Raw genomic sequence first — 19,398 nt, 5'->3', positions numbered from 1 at the left:
GCACATTTCCCACAGGAGGCCCCCGGGTGGAGGTCCAGGAGACTCGCGTTCAGACGGACCGGGTCCTCACCATCCCGAACATCCTCAGCATGGCACGCCTGGTAGGCGTACCCATCTTCCTGTGGCTGATCCTCAGGCCCGAGTTCGGAGGCCCCAAGAGCGACGGCTGGGCGCTGCTCGTGTTGATGCTGAGCGGCATCAGCGACTATCTCGACGGGAAGCTCGCACGCCGCTGGAACCAGATCAGCAGCCTCGGCCGGCTGCTGGATCCCGCGGCCGACCGCCTCTACATCCTGTCGACTCTCGTGGGCCTCACCTGGCGCGAGATTCTGCCGATCTGGCTGACCGCGGCGCTTGTCGCGCGTGAACTGGTGCTGCTGGTCATGGTGGGCATCCTCCGGCGCCACGGCTATCCGCCGCCGCAGGTGAACTTCCTGGGGAAGGCCGCCACCTTCAACCTGATGTACGCCTTCCCGTTGTTGCTGCTCAGCGACGGACACGGATGGCTCGCGTCCTTCGGTGCGATTTTCGGATGGGCGTTCGCCGGGTGGGGTACAACCCTGTACTGGTGGGCAGGAGTCCTGTACGTGGTGCAGGTCCGCCGGCTTGTCCGGGCGGACACCACGGCCGATTGAGCTCGGCCCGCAGGGGCAGTTGAAGCGCCCCGATGGCCCGCGCTCGAAAACTGCGGGACAATCTGGACGGGTGAAGTCGGCTAGTCCGTCGTCTCTTAAAGGAGGACGCTTCCGACATGAAGGCCGTAGTGATGGCCGGAGGCGAAGGTACTCGCCTTCGTCCCATGACCTCAAGCATGCCCAAGCCGCTCCTGCCCGTGGCGAATCGCCCGATCATGGAGCACGTGCTCAGGCTGCTCAAAAGGCATGGGCTCAACGAGACCGTCGTGACTGTTCAGTTCTTGGCCTCTTTGGTCAAGAACTACTTCGGTGACGGCGAGGAGCTCGGCATGGAGCTCACCTATGCCAATGAGGAGAAGCCACTCGGTACTGCCGGTAGCGTCAAGAACGCCGAGGAGGCGTTGAAGGACGACACCTTCCTGGTGATCTCCGGCGATGCCCTGACCGACTTCGATCTCACCGATCTCATCAATTTCCACAAGGAAAAGGGTGCGCTGGTCACCGTCTGCCTGACGCGTGTCCCCAACCCCCTCGAATTCGGCATCACCATCGTGGACGAAGAGGGCAAGGTCGAGCGCTTCCTGGAGAAGCCGACCTGGGGTCAGGTCTTCTCGGACACCGTGAACACGGGTATCTACGTCATGGAGCCCGAAGTCTTCGACTACGTCGAGGCGGATGTCTCGGTCGACTGGTCGGGCGACGTCTTCCCTCAGCTGATGAAGGAAGGAAAGCCTGTCTTCGGATACATCGCCGAGGGCTACTGGGAGGACGTGGGCACCCACGAGAGCTACGTGAAGGCGCAGGCCGACGTCCTGGAGGGCAAGGTCGACGTCGAGATCGACGGCTTCGAGATCTCCCCGGGCGTATGGGTCGCCGAGGGCGCCGAAGTGCACCCCGACGCCGTGCTGCGCGGCCCGCTCTACATCGGGGACTACGCGAAGGTCGAGGCGGACGCCGAAATCCGCGAACACACGGTCATCGGGTCCAACGTCGTCGTCAAGAGCGGTGCCTTCCTGCACAGAGCCGTCGTGCACGACAACGTGTACGTCGGCCAGCACAGCAACCTTCGGGGCTGTGTCATCGGCAAGAACACCGACATCATGCGGGCCGCCCGCATCGAGGACGGCGCCGTCATCGGCGACGAATGCCTCGTCGGTGAAGAATCGATCATTCAGGGAAACGTACGCGTCTACCCGTTCAAGACCATCGAGGCCGGCGCCTTCGTCAACACCTCGGTGATCTGGGAGTCGCGCGGTCAGGCGCACCTCTTCGGAGCACGCGGTGTGTCCGGCATCCTGAACGTGGAGATCACTCCGGAGTTGGCGGTGCGCCTCGCCGGGGCGTACGCGACGACTCTCAAGAAGGGCTCCACGGTCACCACGGCCCGTGACCACTCCCGAGGCGCGCGGGCGCTGAAAAGGGCGGTCATCTCGGCGTTGCAGGCCAGCGCCATCGACGTACGCGACCTGGAGAACGTACCGCTGCCGGTGGCCAGGCAGCAGACGGCGCGAGGCAGTGCGGGCGGGATCATGATCCGCACGACGCCCGGGGTGCCGGACTCCGTCGACATCATGTTCTTCGACGGGGAGGGCGCCGACCTGTCGCAGGGTGGACAGCGGAAGCTCGACCGGGTGTTCGCGCGACAGGAGTACCGGCGCGCGTTCCCGGGTGAGATCGGGGATCTGTACTTCCCGGCCAGCGTCTTCGACTCGTACACGGGTTCGCTGCTCAGGAATGTGGACACGACGGGTATCGCCGAGTCCGGGCTGAAGGTGGTGGTGGACGCCTCGAACGGCAGTGCCGGTCTGGTGCTTCCCAGCCTCCTGGGCAAGCTCGGTGTCGACTCCCTGACCATCAACCCCGGTCTGGACGAGTCCAGGCCGACGGAGACCGCCGACACACGGCGGGCCGGACTGGTGCGGCTCGGCGAGATCGTCGCGTCCGCGCGGGCCGCGTTCGGCGTGCGCTTCGACCCGGTGGGCGAGCGGCTCTCGCTGGTCGACGAGAAGGGGCGGATCGTCGAGGACGACCGGGCTCTCCTCGTGATGCTCGACCTGGTGGCCGCGGAGCGGCGCAGTGGGCGTGTGGCGTTGCCGGTGACCACCACGCGGATCGCCGAGCAGGTGGCGGCCTACCACGGGACGCAGGTGGAGTGGACGACCACGTCCCCGGACGACCTGACCCGGGTCGGACGGGACGAGTCGACGATCTTCGGTGGTGACGGCCGCGGCGGCTTCATCATTCCGGAGTTCAGCAGTGTGTTCGACGGCGCGGCCGCTTTCGTACGCCTCATCGGGCTGGTGGCGCGGACGCAGCTCACGCTCAGCCAGATCGACGCGCGGATTCCGCGGGCGCATGTCCTCAAGCGGGACCTCGCGACTCCTTGGGCGGTCAAGGGGCTCGTGATGCGCCGGGTCGTGGAGGAGGCGGGGGACCGGTTCGTGGACACCACCGACGGTGTTCGGGTCGTGGAGACCGACGGGCGCTGGGTGATGGTGCTGCCCGACCCCGCCGAGGCCGTGACGCATCTGTGGGCCGAGGGCCCCGACGTCGCGTCGGCGGAGGCCCTGCTCGACGAGTGGGCGGCCGTCGTGGACAGCGCCGGTCGCTAGCGCCGCGACAGGCGACGTTCGCCCCCACGCGCGAACGTCGGCTGTCCCGGGACCTGCACGCGTGCGTGCCGGACAGGTGTCCCCAAGGGGGCCTGTCCGGTACGCGGGTGGGGCCATTCGGAGGTAGCACCCACGACGTGCGACGATGTGCGGCATGCCGCAGCAGCCCCCCGTTCGGAGCACACCTCCGCGCCCCTCGCGCCCGGACGCCTCCATGTCGCTGCTCACCAACGTCATGGACCACAGCCTCGACGACGGATACGCCGAGGCGGCCGCCCGCAAGAAGACCGAGGGCGCCGGCGGCATGCCGAAGACGGTACGGGCGAAGCTCGGTCTCGCCGCCGGTCTCGTGCTCGCCGCCCTGGTCGTGACCGTGGGAGCGGCCAACGCGCGGATCGCCGCGCCGGTCGTGGCCAAGGAGCGCCAGGAGCTCATCGACCGGATCCAGCGCGAGACCTCGTCCGCGGACAAACTCGAGGGCAGTGTCGACACCCTGCGCGACGACGTGAGCGCCCGGCAGCGCGAGGCACTGAAGAAGCAGGGCGGCGGCGACCAGGCCGACCTGGTCGGCATCCTGTCGGGTGCCGTCGCGGTGCACGGCCCCGGCGTGAAGCTGGTCGTGAACGACGCCAAGGAAGCCACCCAGGGCGGCGACGGTGATCCGCGGGAGACCGATGGCTTCTCGGACACCGGCCGGGTCCGCGACCGCGACATGCAGCGGGTCGTCAACGGGCTCTGGGAGTCCGGCGCGGAGGCCGTGTCGATCAACGGACAGCGGCTGACGGCGCTCTCGGCGATCCGGGCCGCGGGAGACGCGATACTGGTCGACAACAAGCCGCTGGTACCGCCCTACACGGTGCTCGCGGTGGGCGACGGCGAGCGGCTCAGCACCAGGTTCCAGAACAGTGCCGACGGGCTGTATCTTCACGCCCTTCAGGAGAACTACGGCATCCGGACCAGCATCTCCGTCGACGACGACGTCCGGTTGTCCGCCGCACCAAGTGTGATCGTACGTACAGCACAGCCGAGCACAGAGAAGGGCACATCGTGATCGCCGTACTGGGCCTCGTCGTGGGAGTCGTGGCCGGATTGTTGGTCCGGCCCGAGGTTCCGGTGATCGTGGAACCCTACCTTCCGATCGCCGTCGTGGCGGCGCTCGACGCCGTCTTCGGAGGCTTGCGCGCGATGCTCGACGGCATCTTCGACGACAAGGTCTTCGTGGTCTCGTTCCTGTCGAACGTGGTCGTCGCCGCGCTGATCGTCTTCCTGGGCGACAAGTTGGGCGTCGGTGCCCAGCTCTCCACCGGGGTCGTGGTCGTCCTCGGTATCCGTATCTTCTCCAACGCCGCGGCGATCCGTCGGCACGTGTTCCGGGCGTGAGGCCGATGAGCAACGAGGGTGAGACCCCCGACAACCGGCTGCGCCGGGAACTTCCCGAAGAGGTTCCGGCCGCCGCCGAGAGTTCCGCGCCCCGGCAGGACGGAACGCCCCCGCCGGACGACACGAACGCCGTCCCGGCGCTGACCGGCCGCCAGCGGCTGGTGAAGGGGGTGTGGCCGCCCAGAGTGTCCCGTGCGCAACTCATCGTCGCGGTGCTGCTGTTCGGCCTCGGCTTCGGTCTGGCCGTCCAGGTGGCGTCCAACAGCGACAGCGGCAGCGCACTGCGTGGCGCACGTCAAGAAGATCTCGTACGTATCCTCGATGAACTCGACAACCGGACTCAGCGTCTTGAGGACGAGAAGCAGGGTCTCGAGGATCAGCGCACCGAGCTGGAGAACAGCTCGAACCAGGCTGCCGAGGCGCGCAAGCAGACGGCCGAGAAGGAGAAGCAACTCGGCATTCTGGCGGGCACGGTGGCGGCGCAGGGACCCGGCATCACGCTGACCATCGACGATACGAAGGGGACGGTCAAGGCGGACATGCTGCTTGACGCGATCCAGGAGCTGCGCGCCGCCGGCGCGGAGGCGATTCAGGTGAACGGTGTGCGCGTCGTCGCCAGCACCTATCTGAGCGACTCCGGCAAGGGTGTGAGCGTGGACGGGAACAAGATCACCCAGCCCTATCGTTTCAAGGTCATCGGCAAACCGCAGGACCTCGAGCCGGCGCTCAACATTCCCGGAGGCGTGGTGCAGACTCTGGAGAAGGAGCAGGCCACCGTCACGGTGGAGCGCGCGACGAAGATCGTTGTGGACGCCTTGCGGGCCGCGAAGCTGCCTGACTACGCTCGGTCCTCCTCCCAGTGAGCCGGGGGCGCATGGGGGTGGTGCGGCGAGGGCATGAGGTTGCGGGGGGTCGGCGCACCGAATGGGTGGTGCGTGGTGGAAACTGTCTGGTGGATACGGACGTTGTGAGGATGTCCGGGTCGACCGGTGTGTGCAATCAGGGTTCGTCCTGCCCCACGGGCGGGTCTGTTTCGGTCAAGGGGAATCGCCCGTGAAGTTGTTTGCGAAGTTGTTCGGCAAGAGCGCACGCGAGGGCGGCGACAACGCCCGGCACCGTGCACCACGCCATGGAGACGTGGAGGGCCAGGGTGGCGAGCGCCCGCTGTTCCGGGACCAGGTGGCTGGTCCGGGCGGCGACATTTCCGGTGGTCAGGGCGCGCCGTCTGTTGACCCTGCCCAGTCCGGCCGCATAGGTTTCGGGGAACCGTCAGCCTCAAGTACGGGTGGAGGGTTCGCCGCCGACCCGTACGCGTCTCATGTCCCTGGGGGGCAGCCGCGGCAGGAGGATCCGATGTCGGCCCTGGTGTGTACGAGGTGCGGTAACCGCAACGCGGAAAACAGCCGCTTCTGTTCGAACTGCGGTGCGCCGCTGCGGCCCGGGGCGGTCCCGGAGCGCCCGTCCGAGACGACGTCGACGATCTCCATCTCTGGCCTCGAGGCCTACGACGCCGAGGTCACCGGTCAGACGCAGATGCCCACGCTCTCCCCGGAGGCGCAGGCCGCCGTCGACGCACTGCCGCTCGGCTCGGCGCTCCTGGTGGTCCGCCGCGGTCCGAACTCGGGCAGCCGCTTCCTCCTGGACGGTGAGCTGACCACGGCCGGGCGCCATCCGCAGAGCGACATCTTCCTCGACGACGTGACCGTGTCGCGCCGGCATGTGGAGTTCCGTCGCGCCGCGGACGGTTCGTTCACGGTCGCCGACGTGGGCAGCCTGAACGGTACGTACGTCAACCGGGAGCGGATCGACTCGGTTCCGCTGTCGAACGGCGACGAGGTGCAGATCGGTAAGTACCGGCTGGTCTTCTACGCGAGCCAGCGAGGTATCTGACCCTTCCCCAGACTCCGTCCGGGGGGACCCCCAGGAAGGTCCATGCTTCGAACACCGAGCGGCGGTGCCGGCAGCGGTACCGCCGCAACGGACAGTGGGCTGATGAGTATCGGCGCGGTGCTGAACGCGCTGCGGGACGAGTTCCCCGAGGTCACCATCTCCAAGATCCGGTTCCTGGAGTCGGAGGGGCTCATCGAGCCTCGGCGGACACCCTCGGGGTATCGCAAGTTCAGCGCGGACGACGTCGAGCGCCTCGGGCACGTCCTGAGGATGCAGCGGGACCACTATCTTCCACTGAAGGTCATCCGCGAGCATCTGGACGCCCTGGAGCGGGGCGAGCCCGTACGGCTGCCGTCCCTGGGGCGTCAGCGCGACGGGGGTGACGGGGAGCCGCTGGAGCCCGACGCGCCCGCGGCGGTCCGGGTGGGCCGTTCGGAGCTGCTGGCCGCCGCCGAGATCGGCGAGCAGGAGCTCCAGGAGTGGGAGTCGTACGGGCTCATCGCCCCACTGGCGGAGGGGACGTACGACGCCGAGGCGGTGACGGTCGCCGCGCTCGTCGTCGAGCTGGGGCGGTTCGGTATCGAGCCGCGCCATCTGCGGGCGATGAAGGCCGCGGCCGAACGGGACGCGGGGCTGGTGGACCAGGTGGTGGCCCCGCTGAGGCGCCACCGCAATCCGCAGACGAGGGCGCACGCGGAGGCGCGTACGAAGGAGCTGGCGGGGCTCACGGTGAGGCTGCACGCCGCACTGGTGCAGACCGCGCTGGGCGTAAGGCTGCCCTGACCTCGGGGCCCTGCCGGCTGTCCGGATCGGCCACCCGTCCTGTGCTCGACTACCCAAACGTCCCGGGCACGGCCTAGGGTTGCTGTGTGAACGAGCTCGATGTCGTAGGTGTCCGGGTCGAAATGCCCTCCAACCAACCGATCGTGCTCCTGCGTGAAGTGGGAGGCGATCGCTACCTCCCCATCTGGATCGGACCGGGGGAGGCGACGGCGATCGCCTTCGCCCAGCAGGGCATGGCCCCCGCACGACCGCTGACCCACGACCTGTTCAAGGACGTGCTGGAAGCCGTCGGCCAGGAGCTCACCGAGGTGCGCATCACCGATCTGCGCGAGGGGGTCTTCTACGCGGAGCTGGTGTTCGCCAGCGGGGTCGAGGTCAGCGCCCGTCCGTCCGATGCCATAGCGCTGGCGCTGCGCACCGGAACGCCGATCTACGGCAGTGACGGGGTGCTCGACGACGCGGGGATCGCGATTCCGGACGAGCAGGAGGACGAGGTGGAGAAGTTCCGGGAGTTCCTCGACCAGATCTCTCCCGAGGACTTCGGGACCAACAGCCAGTGAGGGGCCGGGCGTCCCCGGCGGGCGTCCGGACACCCGTTCCCCGCAGCTGTGCCGCGTCACGGGATCGGAGTACTCCCGGCGGCAATTGCCCGTGGCGACTGTGGCGCGCTGCGGCTCACTCCGAGAGCATTCGGCTAGCCTTTCCCCGCGGTGGGACACGGGAAACCACTCCTTGGGTGATTATCACTCGGCGTGCCGAGTGTGGCGATCGTTGACGCACCCCTGGTGACTGCCTACCGTCGAGAAGGCAGGTCAAGGACGGAGGTCGGCGTGAGAAGCAGCGGCGACGGTACGGCTGGGGGTGCCCCCGGACGCGGTCTGGGGGAGAGCGGCCCGTACCCTCCCCCAAGCTCTCGGCTCGGCTCGAGCAGGGGGTACCCCCATCACGACAGCGCGGCCGACCATGTTCCACAGCGGCCGACAGCGGTGCCGGGCGAGGGCGGGACGGACGCCGAGGAGATCGGCTACCGAGGGCCCACGGCGTGTGCCGCCGCGGGCATCACCTACCGGCAGCTCGACTACTGGGCCAGGACGGGGCTGGTCGAGCCGAGCGTGCGGCCCGCCTACGGGTCGGGGACGCAGCGGTTGTACAGCTTCCGGGACGTGGTGGTCCTGAAGATCGTGAAGCGCTTCCTCGACACGGGTGTGTCGCTGCAGAACATCCGCACCACGGTCCAGCACCTCAGGGAGCGTGGCTTCCGGGACCTGGAGCGGATGACGCTGATGAGCGACGGCGCGACCGTCTACGAGTGTTCCTCGCCCGACGAGGTCCACGCCCTGCTCCAGGGCGGCCAGGGCGTTTTCGGGATCGCCGTCGGCGTGGTGTGGCGGGACGTCGAGAACGCCCTCTCACAGCTGCACGGGGAGCGGGTGGACACGGGCGAGACGCTCGTCGGCCACAACCCCGCGGACGAGCTGGCACGACGGCGCAACCGCGCGGTCTGACGGGCGGCGGCGCGATCCGACGGTCCGCGCGGCCTGGAGGGCCGTGCGGACCGGCGTCGTGGCGCGGTCCGGAATGGGGGTCCGACTCGGCGGACGGCGCGGTTCGGCCCTACGGCCGGAGTCCGGGGGCGATGTCAGTGGCGTAGGGCAGCATCGGGGGTGTGAGAAACGCGCCCACGATCCTGCATCTCGACATGGATGCCTTCTTCGCCTCGGCGGAGCAGGCATCCAAGCCGAGCCTGCGGGGGAAGGCCGTCGTCGTGGGCGGCCTCGGGCTGCGCGGCGTGGTCGCCACCGCCTCGTACGAGGCCCGTGTCTTCGGGGTGCACTCGGCGATGCCGATGGCCCAGGCGCGCAGGCTCGCGCCGAACGCCGCGTATCTCGTGCCGCGTTTCGAGCTCTACCGGGAGATCAGTGACCAGGTGATGGGGCTGCTGCGGACGCTGTCCCCCCTGGTGGAGCCGCTGAGCCTGGACGAGGCGTTCGTCGACCTGGAGGCCGGGGGAACCGCCTGGGACGACGCCTCGGCGCGGCTGGCCGGGGTGAAGCTGCGCGCGGACATCAGGGCTGTCACGGGCCTGACCGGATCCGTGGGGCTCGCGGCCTCCAAGATGCTCGCCAAGATCGCCTCCGAGCAGGCCAAACCCGACGGCCTGGTGGTGATCGAGCCGGGGACGGAGCGCGCGCTGCTCGGGCCGATGCCGGTGCGGACCCTGCCGGGCGTGGGGCCTGCCACCGGGGACCATCTGCGACGGGGCGGGATCAACACGGTCGACGAGATCGCCGAGGCGGGCGAGGACGAGCTCGTACGGCTGCTGGGCAAGGCCCACGGGCACGCGCTGTACGCGATGGCGCTGGCGCGCGACGAGCGGCCCGTGGTGGCCGAGCGGGAGACGAAGTCCGTGTCGGTCGAGGACACCTATGACGTGGACATCCATGACCGGGTGCGGGTCGGGCTCGAGGTGCAGCGGCTCGCCGACCGGTGTGTGCAGCGGCTGCGCAGGGCGGGGTTGTCGGGACGGACCATCGTGCTGAAGGTGCGCAGGTACGACTTCTCGACGCTGACCCGGTCCGAGACGCTCCGGGGGCCCACGGACGACCCCGCGGTCGTACAAGAGGCGGCCGGGCGGCTCCTGGAAGCGGTGGACACGACGGGGGGTGTTCGCCTGCTGGGCGTCGGTGTGTCAGGGCTCGCCGACTACACGCAGGAGGACCTCTTCGCGCAGGCCCAGGCCCAGGCCACGGCGCAGGCCCGGGCCGCTGTGGAGGAGACGGCGGCGCAGGAGCATTCCGATGGGCAGGGGGAGGAGGGGGCGGAGGAGCCGGCCGCCGAACAGGTGCCGGCGGCCGAGCGGCGCTGGCCCGCGGGGCACGACGTGCACCATGCCGAGTACGGGCACGGGTGGGTGCAGGGCAGTGGGCTGGGGAGGGTGACGGTGCGTTTCGAGACGCCCGACTCGGAACCGGGGCGGGTGCGGACGTTCCGTACGGACGACCGGGCCTTGGAGCCCGCGGACCCGCTGCCGTTGGTGCCCCGAAGACCCGAGGATTCGACCGGTGTGTCCGCCGGTGCGCCCGGGAGGGCCTGAGCCCCGTCCGGGCCGGCCGACACAGGAAGGGCTGGGCACCGGAGGCCGTGCGGATGACAGCAAGGGCTGGGCAGGGCACCGGAGGCCGTGCGGGCCGGCCGGTCGCCTGGTTCGCCGTATCCCGGACGCGTTCTCCCGCGCCTCCGCCAGGTTGTCTCAGGTCTCGTCCGTTCCCGCCAGACGGCCGAAGTCGCGGTCCGGCGGGAGGCCCGGGGGCGTCACGTCGAGACCGTAGTGGTGGTAGAGCTGGAGCTCCTGCTCCGGAGAGAGGTGGCGGCCCACGCCGAAGTCGGGGGCGTCCTTGATCAGGGCGCGGTCGAAGGGGACGCGCAGACTGCCCTCGACGAGTTCGCTGGGCTCCAGGGGCACGAAGGCGTCCCTGCTGAACAGGCCCGTACGTATGGCGGCCCACTCCGGTATGCCGGTCGCGTCGTCCAGATAGACCTCGTCGACCGTGCCGATCTTGGCGCCATTGCGGTCGAGCGCCTTGCGGCCGATCAGATTGCGCGGATCGATGTCGGTCTGCACTGGCCCTCCACTCGATTGCAACTCATCCGTAGGCACTACGAAAGAGCACATTCGTGACGGTGGCCACTCGAAAGCCCGTGCGTTGTTCACGCTGGTACCCTGGCAAACGGCTGCTGATCCCGTGCGGGAGAGTCCTCCAGACACCATCGGAGGCGCCGAAGGAGCAAATCCTCCCCGGAATCTCTCAGGCTCACGTACCGCACGGACGAGGTCACTCTGGAAAGCAGGGCGGGGCTGACGCCTTCCGCTCTCACCGACGGTGAAAGCCGGGTCGCAGCGGGCGGGCGGGCCGGTGAAGCTCTCAGGTCAGATGACAGAGGGGGAGGCCGTCGGGGCACCCGCGCCGTGGTGCCCCTCGAAGGTCGTGTGTGACCAGGAGGCCTCCGCAATGACCGCCCATCGCATTCCGCTCTCCGAGCTCGAGCAGGGAATCCCCTTCGAGCAGCGCCACATCGGGCCCGCCCCGGAAGCACGGGCCAAGATGCTCGCGCAGGTCGGGTACGGCTCGCTGGACGAGCTGACGGCCGCCGCCGTGCCGGACGTGATCAAGAACGCCGAGGCGCTCGAGCTCCCGGGCGCGCGCACCGAGGCCGAGGTCCTGGCCGAGCTGCGCTCCCTCGCGGACCGCAATCAGGTCCTCGACCCGATGATCGGCCTCGGTTACTACGGCACCTTCACGCCGCCGGTGATCCTCCGCAACGTCATGGAGAACCCGGCCTGGTACACCGCCTACACGCCCTACCAGCCGGAGATCTCCCAGGGCCGCCTGGAGGCGCTGCTCAACTTCCAGACCGTGGTCGCCGAGCTGACCGGACTGCCCACCTCCGGCGCCTCGCTGCTGGACGAGGGCACCGCAGCCGCCGAGGCGATGGCGCTGTCCCGGCGCATGGGCAAGAACAAGAAGGGCCTCTTCCTGATCGACGCGGACGCCCTGCCGCAGACCGTCGCCGTCATCGAGACCCGCGCCGAGCCCACCGGCGTCGAGGTCGTCGTCGCCGACCTGAGCGAGGGCATCCCGGCCGCGATCGCCGAGCGCGAGATCAACGGCGTGCTCGTCCAGTACCCGGGCGCCTCCGGTGCCGTACGCGACCTCAGGCCCGTCATCGAGCAGGCGCACGAGCTCGGCGCGGTCGTCACCGTCGCGGCCGACCTGCTCGCCCTGACCCTGCTCACCTCGCCCGGCGAGCTCGGCGCCGACATCGCGGTCGGCACGACCCAGCGGTTCGGCGTCCCGATGGGCTTCGGCGGTCCGCACGCCGGATACATGGCGGTGCGCGAGAAGTTCGCGCGCAGCCTGCCCGGCCGGCTGGTCGGCGTCTCCGTCGACGCGGACGGACACAAGGCGTACCGGCTCGCCCTGCAGACGCGCGAGCAGCACATCCGCCGTGAGAAGGCGACCAGCAACATCTGCACCGCGCAGGTGCTGCTCGCCGTGATGGCGGGCATGTACGCGGTCTACCACGGGCCGGACGGGCTGAGGACGATCGCCCGCCGCACCCACCGCTACGCCACGCTCCTCGCCGAGGGGCTGAGGGCCGGCGGCACCGAGGTCGTGCACGGCGCGTACTTCGACACGCTGACCGTCCGGGTGCCGGGCCGGGCCGCCGACATCGTGACGGGCGCGCGCGACCAGGGCGTCAACCTCCACCTCGTCGACGCCGACCACGTGTCGATCGCCTGTGACGAGACCACCGCGCGCAGGCAACTGGGCGCCGTATGGGCCGCGTTCGGCATCGAGAGCGACATCGAGGCGCTGGACGCGAGCACCGAGGACACGCTTCCCGAGGCGCTGCTGCGCACCGACGACTACCTCACGCACCCGGTGTTCCACCAGTACCGCTCCGAGACCGCGATGCTGCGCTACCTGCGCCGGCTCTCCGACCGTGACTACGCGCTGGACCGCGGCATGATCCCGCTGGGTTCCTGCACCATGAAGCTCAACGCGACCACCGAGATGGAGCCGGTCACCTGGCCCGAGTTCGGCCAGCTGCACCCCTTCGTACCCGCCGAGCAGGCGCAGGGCTACCTCACGCTCATCGAGGAGCTGGAGACGCGGCTCGCCGAGGTCACCGGATACGACAAGGTGTCGCTCCAGCCCAACGCCGGTTCGCAGGGCGAGCTGGCCGGTCTGCTCGCCGTCCGCGGCTACCACCGGGCCAACGGGGACGAGCAGCGCACCATCTGCCTGATCCCGTCCTCCGCGCACGGCACGAACGCCGCGAGCGCCGTGATGGCCGGCATGAAGGTCGTCGTCGTGAAGACCGCCGAGGACGGCGAGATCGACATCACGGACCTGCGTGCCAAGATCGAGCAGCACCGCGACGAGCTGGCCGTGCTGATGATCACGTACCCCTCGACGCACGGTGTGTTCGAGGAGCATGTCGCCGACATCTGCGCCCAGGTGCACGAGGCGGGCGGGCAGGTGTACGTCGACGGCGCCAACCTCAACGCGCTGGTGGGCCTCGCCAAGCCGGGCCACTTCGGCGGTGACGTCTCGCACCTCAACCTGCACAAGACGTTCTGCATCCCGCACGGCGGCGGCGGTCCGGGCGTCGGCCCGGTAGGTGTGCGCGCGCACCTGGCGCCGTACCTGCCGAACCACCCGCTGCAGCCCGCCGCCGGTCCCGAGACCGGTGTCGGCCCGATCTCGGCCGCACCCTGGGGCTCCGCGGGCATCCTGCCCATCTCGTGGGCCTACGTCCGGCTGATGGGCGGCGAGGGCCTCAAGCGGGCCACGCAGGTCGCCGTGCTGTCGGCGAACTACATCGCCAAGCGTCTGGAGCCGCACTACCCGGTGCTGTACACCGGCCCCGGCGGGCTCGTCGCCCACGAGTGCATCATCGACCTGCGTCCGCTGACGAAGGCGACCGGCGTCAGCGTCGACGACGTCGCCAAGCGGCTCATCGACTACGGCTTCCACGCGCCCACCATGTCCTTCCCGGTCGCGGGCACGCTGATGATCGAGCCGACCGAGTCCGAGGACCTCGTCGAGATCGACCGGTTCTGCGACGCGATGATCGCCATCCGCGCGGAGATCGAGAAGGTCGGTTCGGGCGACTGGCCGGTGGAGGACAACCCGCTGTGCGGCGCGCCGCACACCGCCGCCGCGCTCGGCGGTGAGTGGAAGCACGCGTACACGCGTGAGGAGGCGGTCTTCCCGGCGGGTGTCGCGGCCGCGGACAAGTACTGGCCGCCGGTGCGCCGGATCGACCAGGCGTACGGCGACCGGAACCTCGTCTGCTCCTGCCCGCCGCTGGACGCCTACGAGGACTGAGGCCGGGGAGGGCCGGCGGGCAGGCCCGGTGACGTGAGGGCCCGCCCGGTGACGTGAGGGATCGGAAGAGGGGACGTGCCCCGGCAAGAGCCGGGGCACGTCCCCTCTTCCGCATATCCGTGCTCGGCCCCTTTTCGGGGTGCGGGGGCCGGTGACGAGCCCTGGGACAGGGCGGCGGCCGGCATTACCGGTCGCCTGGAGCCGCTTTCGTCGGCCGTACCTCCCGGCGCCGTCAGCGGGCGACGGCGAGCCACGGCATCGGATCGGTGTACGCGCCGTCGACGAGCACCTCGAAGTGCAGGTGCGGGCCCGTCGACAGGCCCGTGGAACCGACGAACCCGACCGCGGTTCCGGTCTCGACGCTCTGACCGGCCGTGACCAGCAGGGACGACATGTGGCTGTAGGTGGTCTCCAGCCGCCTGCCGCCGATCGTGCCGTGATCGATCACGACGCGGTTGCCGTACGCCTTGGTCATTCCCGCGAACACGACCTGCCCCTGCCGTGCGGCGGACACCGGCGCGTTCCGGGGAGCGGCGAAGTCGACGCCCGTGTGCAGTTTGGTGACGCCCGTGAGGGGGTGTTTGCGTGATCCGAAGGGGGAGCTGATCACCAGGGTGGTCACCGGTGGGGCCAGTACCCCGCTCGCCTTGCCGGTGCCGGGTTTCGCGTTCTCCTCATGGTCGAAGGTCCTGTACCGCGCCGACAGGTCCTTGACCTCGGTGAGATACGTCCGCGCCGTCGCCGGTACGCGTCCCGCCCGCGTCACGGAGTCCGTGCCCACCGTGTAGGCGGCCAGGGTGAGGTCGAGGAGGTCGCCCGACACGGTGCCACGGGTCCTGAGCCGGGTGACGTCCTCGGCGAGAGCGCAGTCCTGCCGGGCGAGCGCCATGATGGCGTCCACCGGGTCGCGCGGCGAGGACTTCCCGTTGCCGTCGGCGTCCTTGCCCCAGGTCCGCCACTGGCTCTTGGTGAACCCGGCGATCCCCACCGTGCCCGAGAGTGTGGCTGGGTCGGTGTTCCATCCGGAACTCCGGTCGATCTGGGCGGCGAGGACGGACGGTTTCAGGAGGGAGCAGGTCCTGGCCGCCTCGCGCAGCCATGGGACGTACGAGGCGTCGACACGGTCCGTCGCGCTGCTGCCCGCGGTCGCCGGGTGCGCGTCCGAGTCCTCCGACCAGGGCGAGGGCAGACGGCCCGTCGCGGCCATGACCCCCGCGAAGCCCAGCACGACGGTCAGCCCTGGCAGGGCCAGCAGGGTGAACGGTCCGGGGCGGCGACGGCGGCGCGTGTGCTCGGGGCGCTCGTCCGACGGCGCCGGGTCCACCGCGTCGACCCCGACGGGCTCCACGCCGACCGGCTGCGCGCCCGTCAGAGGTGCGTCCGGCGTCGGATCGTTCGGCGGTCCCTCGCGCGCCGCGGGATCCTCCTGGGCCGTGCGGTCACCGGGCGTCGGGTGGTGCCGCCCACGATCGGGGGAGTGCAGGAGTCCCATGACCGCCTTGCTCGCTTCGGGGGAGGTCCGTAGAGGTGAACCGGATGCCGTCGGGGCCGGGTCCGGCAACGGTTCCCCGGACGCCCGGAGGCTCACGAAGGGACGCTAGCGTTTCGTCCGCGGGACTTCAGGAGGTGGAGAGGCAGAGGGGAATGTCCGTTCGGGCAGACCGTAGTAGGCAGGTAGGCAGGTAGGCAGGTAGGCGGGCGGGTATGGGGGTGTTGCGCCGAGTGGGGAGTCGGGGTCGGAGGGTCCTCGGGAAGTTACGCGGAGTGATCACGTGCGGACATGCGTCGGGGCCGGTGCGGAGAGTGTCTCTCCGGCCGGCCCCTCGTTCTGTCCGGGCTGGCGCCCGTGGTGCGTGCGGCTCAGGCGGCCGTCATCACGTGCTCGCTGCCCAGCGGGCGGTGCGGCGCGATGATCTGGCCGTCCGGCAGGAGCTCACCGGTGTCCTCGAAGAGCAGAACGCCGTTGCACAGCAGGCTCCATCCCTGTTCCGGGTGGTGCGCCACGAGACGCGCGGACTCCCGGTCGGCTGATTCGGCTGACGGACAGGGTGGCTGGTGCTGGCACATGGATGGGATCTTTCGCTGGGTTGAGAGGTGTGTGCTGGTCGTGGTGTCTGATTCGCGGCTCGAACTGCTCATGGCCGCCCCCCGTGGTGTGTGTTTGGAACCCAGTGTTGCCCTACGGGCGTCAATCCGCAGGGATTTGGCAGCAGCGCTCCTCACAGGTTGGAGACGCGTCACCCTCGCGGACGGTTCATCGCAACCGCACGGTCCCTTCGGGGGGTTCGCGGTGGTCGGATGGGGCTAGTCCGGCGCGGTCAGGGGCGCGTTTCCCCTCGTACGAGCAGGGATGGGCCCGAACGAGCGGGCCGGTTCGGAGCCGGTTCCGATCCGGTTCCGAGCCGGTTCACGCGAGTCCTGGCGGGCCACCCGCGCGGCGCGACGACGTGCCCCGCGGCCGGAGGAACGGCTGCGGGGCACATGGACGGGTGCGGGTGACCGGGTGCGGGTGGCTATGCGGGGGAGCTGAGCAGCGGGGCGGCGGTCAGACGGTGGGTGAGGACCGGCAGGAACTCGGCGACGCGGTGCGGGCGGTGGGCGGCGATACCGGGCGGCGCGGGCGCCAGTGGCACCAGGAGGTCGGTGGCGGCCGGGTGACCGGTGGCGCCGTCGGCGGCGCAGTCCCCGTGCAGCCAGAGGGTGAGCATGTAGAGCTCGGGCACCGACAGCAGGCGTGCCTGGAACGACTGCTTCATGTTCTCGGCCTGGCGCAGGGCGCGCTCGGTGGCGGTGATGTAGGGGCCTTCGAAGAAGTGCGAGAAGGCCCAGCCGTCCGGGGTGAGCATGGTGTCGGCCGCGGCCACCGAGCGCTCGCCGCAGCGGATCAGGAAACGCCACGCGACGAGTCGTGTGGCGGACGGGCCGGCCGGATCGCTCCGGTCCAGGACGTGTACGGGCAGCGGGAGTTCGGGGTGACCGGCCCTCGGCCATCCGCAGGGTCGGGGTGCGGGCCTCGCGGACTGCGGTGGGGGAACCGAGTGCCGTGAGAACGGTGCGCAGGGCGGGCGCGGGAGCCGGGGGTACGTGCAGCGGCATGGTGGGTCGCCTCTCATTCGACAGGCACAGTGGCGCGAGGGGGCGGGGGCGGACGGCGCTGTCAGCTCTCGGGGTCGGAGGGGCGGGGGTCTGGATCTGCCGACGGGGGTGTCGCCTGCCGCGTGTCACCTCGACGGCAGGACCTGGGACCGCGAGCGCCAACTCTCTGCCTCGTTTGCGGAGTTTATACGACAGGTGTTCAGACGGTGTTTCGTCTAGTCGGTCCGAATATGAAGAGCAAGGCGGTATTCGGTCGACGAAAGGAGAGGTTCATCCCGGTTCCACGGCGATGTGCGACGATGACCTCGGAATACTCCACGCGAGCGGTCGGCCGATTCTCGTCGGCGTTTTTCACGAGATCATGTCAGGCTGAAAACAGGCCGTGGTCCATGCCTCGTGAATGTGCCGCTGGACACCTGCTCACAGCGTAGCGGCCGACGGCGCCCTCCAAGGCGTTATCGATCGGCTTGCCTGGGCATCATCCACCGGGACGGCGGGGGCCCGAGGATCGGCCCGCCCTTCGAGGAGGGACACTTCGATGGGAGAGAAGGTCGTGGCAGGGTCGTTCGACCTGTCCGATCGCCAGCGCTACCGCGGCAAGCTCCGGGAGTGTCTGGCGGGGCTGGCGCGACTGCTGGAGGAGAAGCGGTTCGATCGCCCGAAGAATCTCATGGGCCTGGAGATCGAGCTGAATCTCGCCGGACCCGACGGCATGCCCAGGATGATGAATGCGCAAGTACTCGAAAGGATTGCGAGTCACGATTTCCAAACAGAACTTGCCATGTTCAATCTGGAAGTCAACATAGCTCCACATCGATTGGCCGGCAGGGTATTCGACCAGCTCGCCGAGGAGCTAGGTACTTCACTGGCATATGCGCACCGGAAAGCCGCCGAGGTCGATGCCGGAATCGTGATGATCGGGATTCTGCCGACGATCGACCGTGACGACCTGGTGTCGTCGAACCTGTCGGACGGCGACCGCTACACCCTGCTCAACGACCAGATCGTGGCCGCCCGCGGTGAGGACTTCGTGCTCGACATCGAGGGCGTGGAGCATCTGGTGTGCACGTCGAAGTCCATCGCGCCCGAAGCCGCCTGCACCTCGGTGCAGTTGCACCTCCAGGTCACCCCGGCACGCTTCGCGGACGTGTGGAACGCGGCGCAGGCGGTGGCCGCCGCGCAGGTCGTGGTCGGCGCCAACTCGCCCTTCCTGTTCGGCCGTGAGCTGTGGCGCGAGTCGCGGCCGCCGCTGTTCCAGCAGTCCACCGACACCCGGCCGCCCGAACTGCAGGCCCAGGGGGTGCGGCCGCGCACCTGGTTCGGCGAGCGGTGGGTCTCGTCGGCGTACGACCTCTTCGAGGAGAACCTGCGGTTCTTCCCGCCCCTGCTGCCGATCTGCGACGACGAGGACCCTCTCGAGGTCCTCGACGCCGGAGGCGTTCCCAAGCTCGCCGAACTCGTCCTGCACAACGGCACGGTGTACCGCTGGAACCGGCCCGTGTACGGCATCGCCGACGGGGTCCCGCATCTGCGCGTGGAGAACCGTGTGCTGCCCGCGGGGCCCAGCGTCACCGATGTCGTCGCCAACGCGGCCTTCTACTACGGGCTCGTCCGCGCCCTCGCCGAGGAGGCGCGGCCGGTGTGGACACGGCTGCCGTTCGCGTCCGCCGCCGCGAACTTCGACGCCGCCTGCCGCCACGGCATCGACGCGCGCCTGGAGTGGCCGCGACGGGGCCGGTACGGGGGCGTCGCGGAGGTGGACGCGGTCCACCTGATCCGTGACGAACTGCTGCCGCTCGCCGCCGTGGGACTGGACGCCTGGGGGGTGGAGCCCGTCGACCGCGACTTCTACCTCGGGGTGATCGAGGACCGGTGCCGGCTGCGCGTCAATGGGGCGACCTGGCAGGCGGCCACCTTCCACCAGGCCCTGGAGAAGGGACTGGGCCGGGACGCCGCGCTGGCCGCGACCACCCGGCGCTACGGCGAGTTGATGCACCTCGGGGAGCCGGTGCACACCTGGCCGGTGGGGCTGCCGGAGCCCGTACCCCTCGGGTGAGCACCGCCCGGGTCCCGGCCGTGGGTGTGACCACCGCTCCGGGTGTGAGT

The 19,398-nt window shown here is 69.7% G+C and carries 15 protein-coding genes, 1 pseudogene and 1 riboswitch; of the genes and pseudogenes, 12 read left to right on the top strand and 4 right to left on the bottom strand.

Annotation, left to right across the window (positions count from 1 at the left end; all coding sequences use genetic code 11):
* The first annotated feature begins 26 nt into the window (after positions 1-26).
* The 10 genes from HEP85_RS07415 (at position 27) to HEP85_RS07370 (ending at position 10,394) form a co-directional block, all read left to right on the top strand.
* Positions 27-635, top strand: coding sequence for a CDP-alcohol phosphatidyltransferase family protein (locus tag HEP85_RS07415; protein ID WP_168527091.1), 609 nt, complete (start codon positions 27-29; stop codon positions 633-635).
* A 116-nt stretch (positions 636-751) separates the two neighbouring features.
* A complete protein-coding gene (locus HEP85_RS07410; RefSeq protein ID WP_168527090.1) occupies positions 752-3,247 on the top strand; it encodes a mannose-1-phosphate guanyltransferase in 2,496 nt (831 codons plus the stop codon).
* A gap of 154 nt (positions 3,248-3,401) precedes the next feature.
* The gene (locus tag HEP85_RS07405; protein ID WP_248001866.1) at positions 3,402-4,298 is read left to right on the top strand and encodes a DUF881 domain-containing protein; all 897 of its coding nucleotides are present in this window, start codon (positions 3,402-3,404) and stop codon (positions 4,296-4,298) included.
* Positions 4,295-4,627 carry a small basic family protein gene (locus HEP85_RS07400; RefSeq protein ID WP_148007916.1) on the top strand — a complete coding sequence of 111 codons (333 nt, stop codon included), beginning with the start codon at positions 4,295-4,297 and terminating at the stop codon, positions 4,625-4,627. Before HEP85_RS07405 ends, HEP85_RS07400 begins: the two co-directional genes overlap by 4 nt.
* Before the next feature lie 5 nt (positions 4,628-4,632).
* Positions 4,633-5,490 (top strand): DUF881 domain-containing protein, encoded by an 858-nt coding sequence (locus HEP85_RS07395; RefSeq protein ID WP_168527089.1) that lies wholly within the window; start codon positions 4,633-4,635, stop codon positions 5,488-5,490.
* A 61-nt stretch (positions 5,491-5,551) separates the two neighbouring features.
* Positions 5,552-6,517, top strand: coding sequence for an FHA domain-containing protein (locus tag HEP85_RS07390; protein ID WP_168527088.1), 966 nt, complete (start codon positions 5,552-5,554; stop codon positions 6,515-6,517).
* Positions 6,518-6,559: 42 nt separating this feature from the next.
* Entirely contained in the window at positions 6,560-7,300 is a 741-nt protein-coding gene (locus tag HEP85_RS07385) for a MerR family transcriptional regulator (protein ID WP_168527087.1), read from the top strand.
* An 86-nt stretch (positions 7,301-7,386) separates the two neighbouring features.
* A complete protein-coding gene (locus tag HEP85_RS07380) occupies positions 7,387-7,860 on the top strand; it encodes a bifunctional nuclease family protein (RefSeq protein ID WP_006123076.1) in 474 nt (157 codons plus the stop codon).
* A 270-nt stretch (positions 7,861-8,130) separates the two neighbouring features.
* On the top strand, positions 8,131-8,805 hold the full coding sequence (locus HEP85_RS07375) for a MerR family transcriptional regulator (protein WP_168527086.1): 675 nt from the start codon (positions 8,131-8,133) through the stop codon (positions 8,803-8,805).
* 161 nt (positions 8,806-8,966) lie between these two features.
* Complete coding sequence (locus HEP85_RS07370) at positions 8,967-10,394, top strand: DNA polymerase IV (RefSeq protein WP_168527085.1); 1,428 nt, start codon at positions 8,967-8,969, stop codon at positions 10,392-10,394.
* A 156-nt stretch (positions 10,395-10,550) separates the two neighbouring features.
* On the opposite strand, the gene HEP85_RS07365 is transcribed toward HEP85_RS07370, so the two are convergent.
* Positions 10,551-10,922: a PRC-barrel domain-containing protein gene (locus tag HEP85_RS07365; protein WP_211117865.1), complete on the bottom strand. Its 372-nt coding sequence runs from the start codon at positions 10,920-10,922 to the stop codon at positions 10,551-10,553.
* Positions 10,923-11,036: 114 nt separating this feature from the next.
* A riboswitch (glycine riboswitch) is annotated at positions 11,037-11,132 on the top strand.
* Positions 11,133-11,310: 178 nt separating this feature from the next.
* Here HEP85_RS07365 and gcvP point away from each other — a divergent pair.
* Positions 11,311-14,196, top strand: coding sequence for an aminomethyl-transferring glycine dehydrogenase (gene gcvP / locus HEP85_RS07360; protein ID WP_168527083.1), 2,886 nt, complete (start codon positions 11,311-11,313; stop codon positions 14,194-14,196).
* 232 nt (positions 14,197-14,428) lie between these two features.
* Here the strand turns inward: gcvP and HEP85_RS07355 are convergent, their stop codons facing one another.
* The 3 genes and pseudogenes from HEP85_RS07355 to HEP85_RS07345 all read right to left on the bottom strand — a co-directional run bounded on the left by HEP85_RS07355 (position 14,429) and on the right by HEP85_RS07345 (position 17,292).
* Positions 14,429-15,688, bottom strand: a complete 1,260-nt coding sequence (locus HEP85_RS07355; RefSeq protein WP_168527082.1) for a M23 family metallopeptidase — start codon at positions 15,686-15,688, stop codon at positions 14,429-14,431.
* 368 nt (positions 15,689-16,056) lie between these two features.
* The gene (locus tag HEP85_RS07350) at positions 16,057-16,263 is read right to left on the bottom strand and encodes a DUF5999 family protein (RefSeq protein ID WP_148007936.1); all 207 of its coding nucleotides are present in this window, start codon (positions 16,261-16,263) and stop codon (positions 16,057-16,059) included.
* Positions 16,264-16,709: 446 nt separating this feature from the next.
* Positions 16,710-17,292, bottom strand: a pseudogene (locus tag HEP85_RS07345) (hypothetical protein).
* Positions 17,293-17,830: 538 nt separating this feature from the next.
* Between HEP85_RS07345 and HEP85_RS07340 the strand changes: the two are divergent.
* Positions 17,831-19,348: a glutamate--cysteine ligase gene (locus HEP85_RS07340; protein ID WP_168527080.1), complete on the top strand. Its 1,518-nt coding sequence runs from the start codon at positions 17,831-17,833 to the stop codon at positions 19,346-19,348.
* Positions 19,349-19,398 lie beyond the last annotated feature (50 nt).

The organism is Streptomyces sp. RPA4-2 (assembly GCF_012273515.2).
In the GTDB taxonomy this organism is placed as follows: Bacteria; Actinomycetota; Actinomycetes; order Streptomycetales; family Streptomycetaceae; genus Streptomyces; species Streptomyces kaempferi.
Note: the sequence above shows the minus strand (reverse complement) of the source record. Positions and strands in the feature narration are given on the sequence as shown.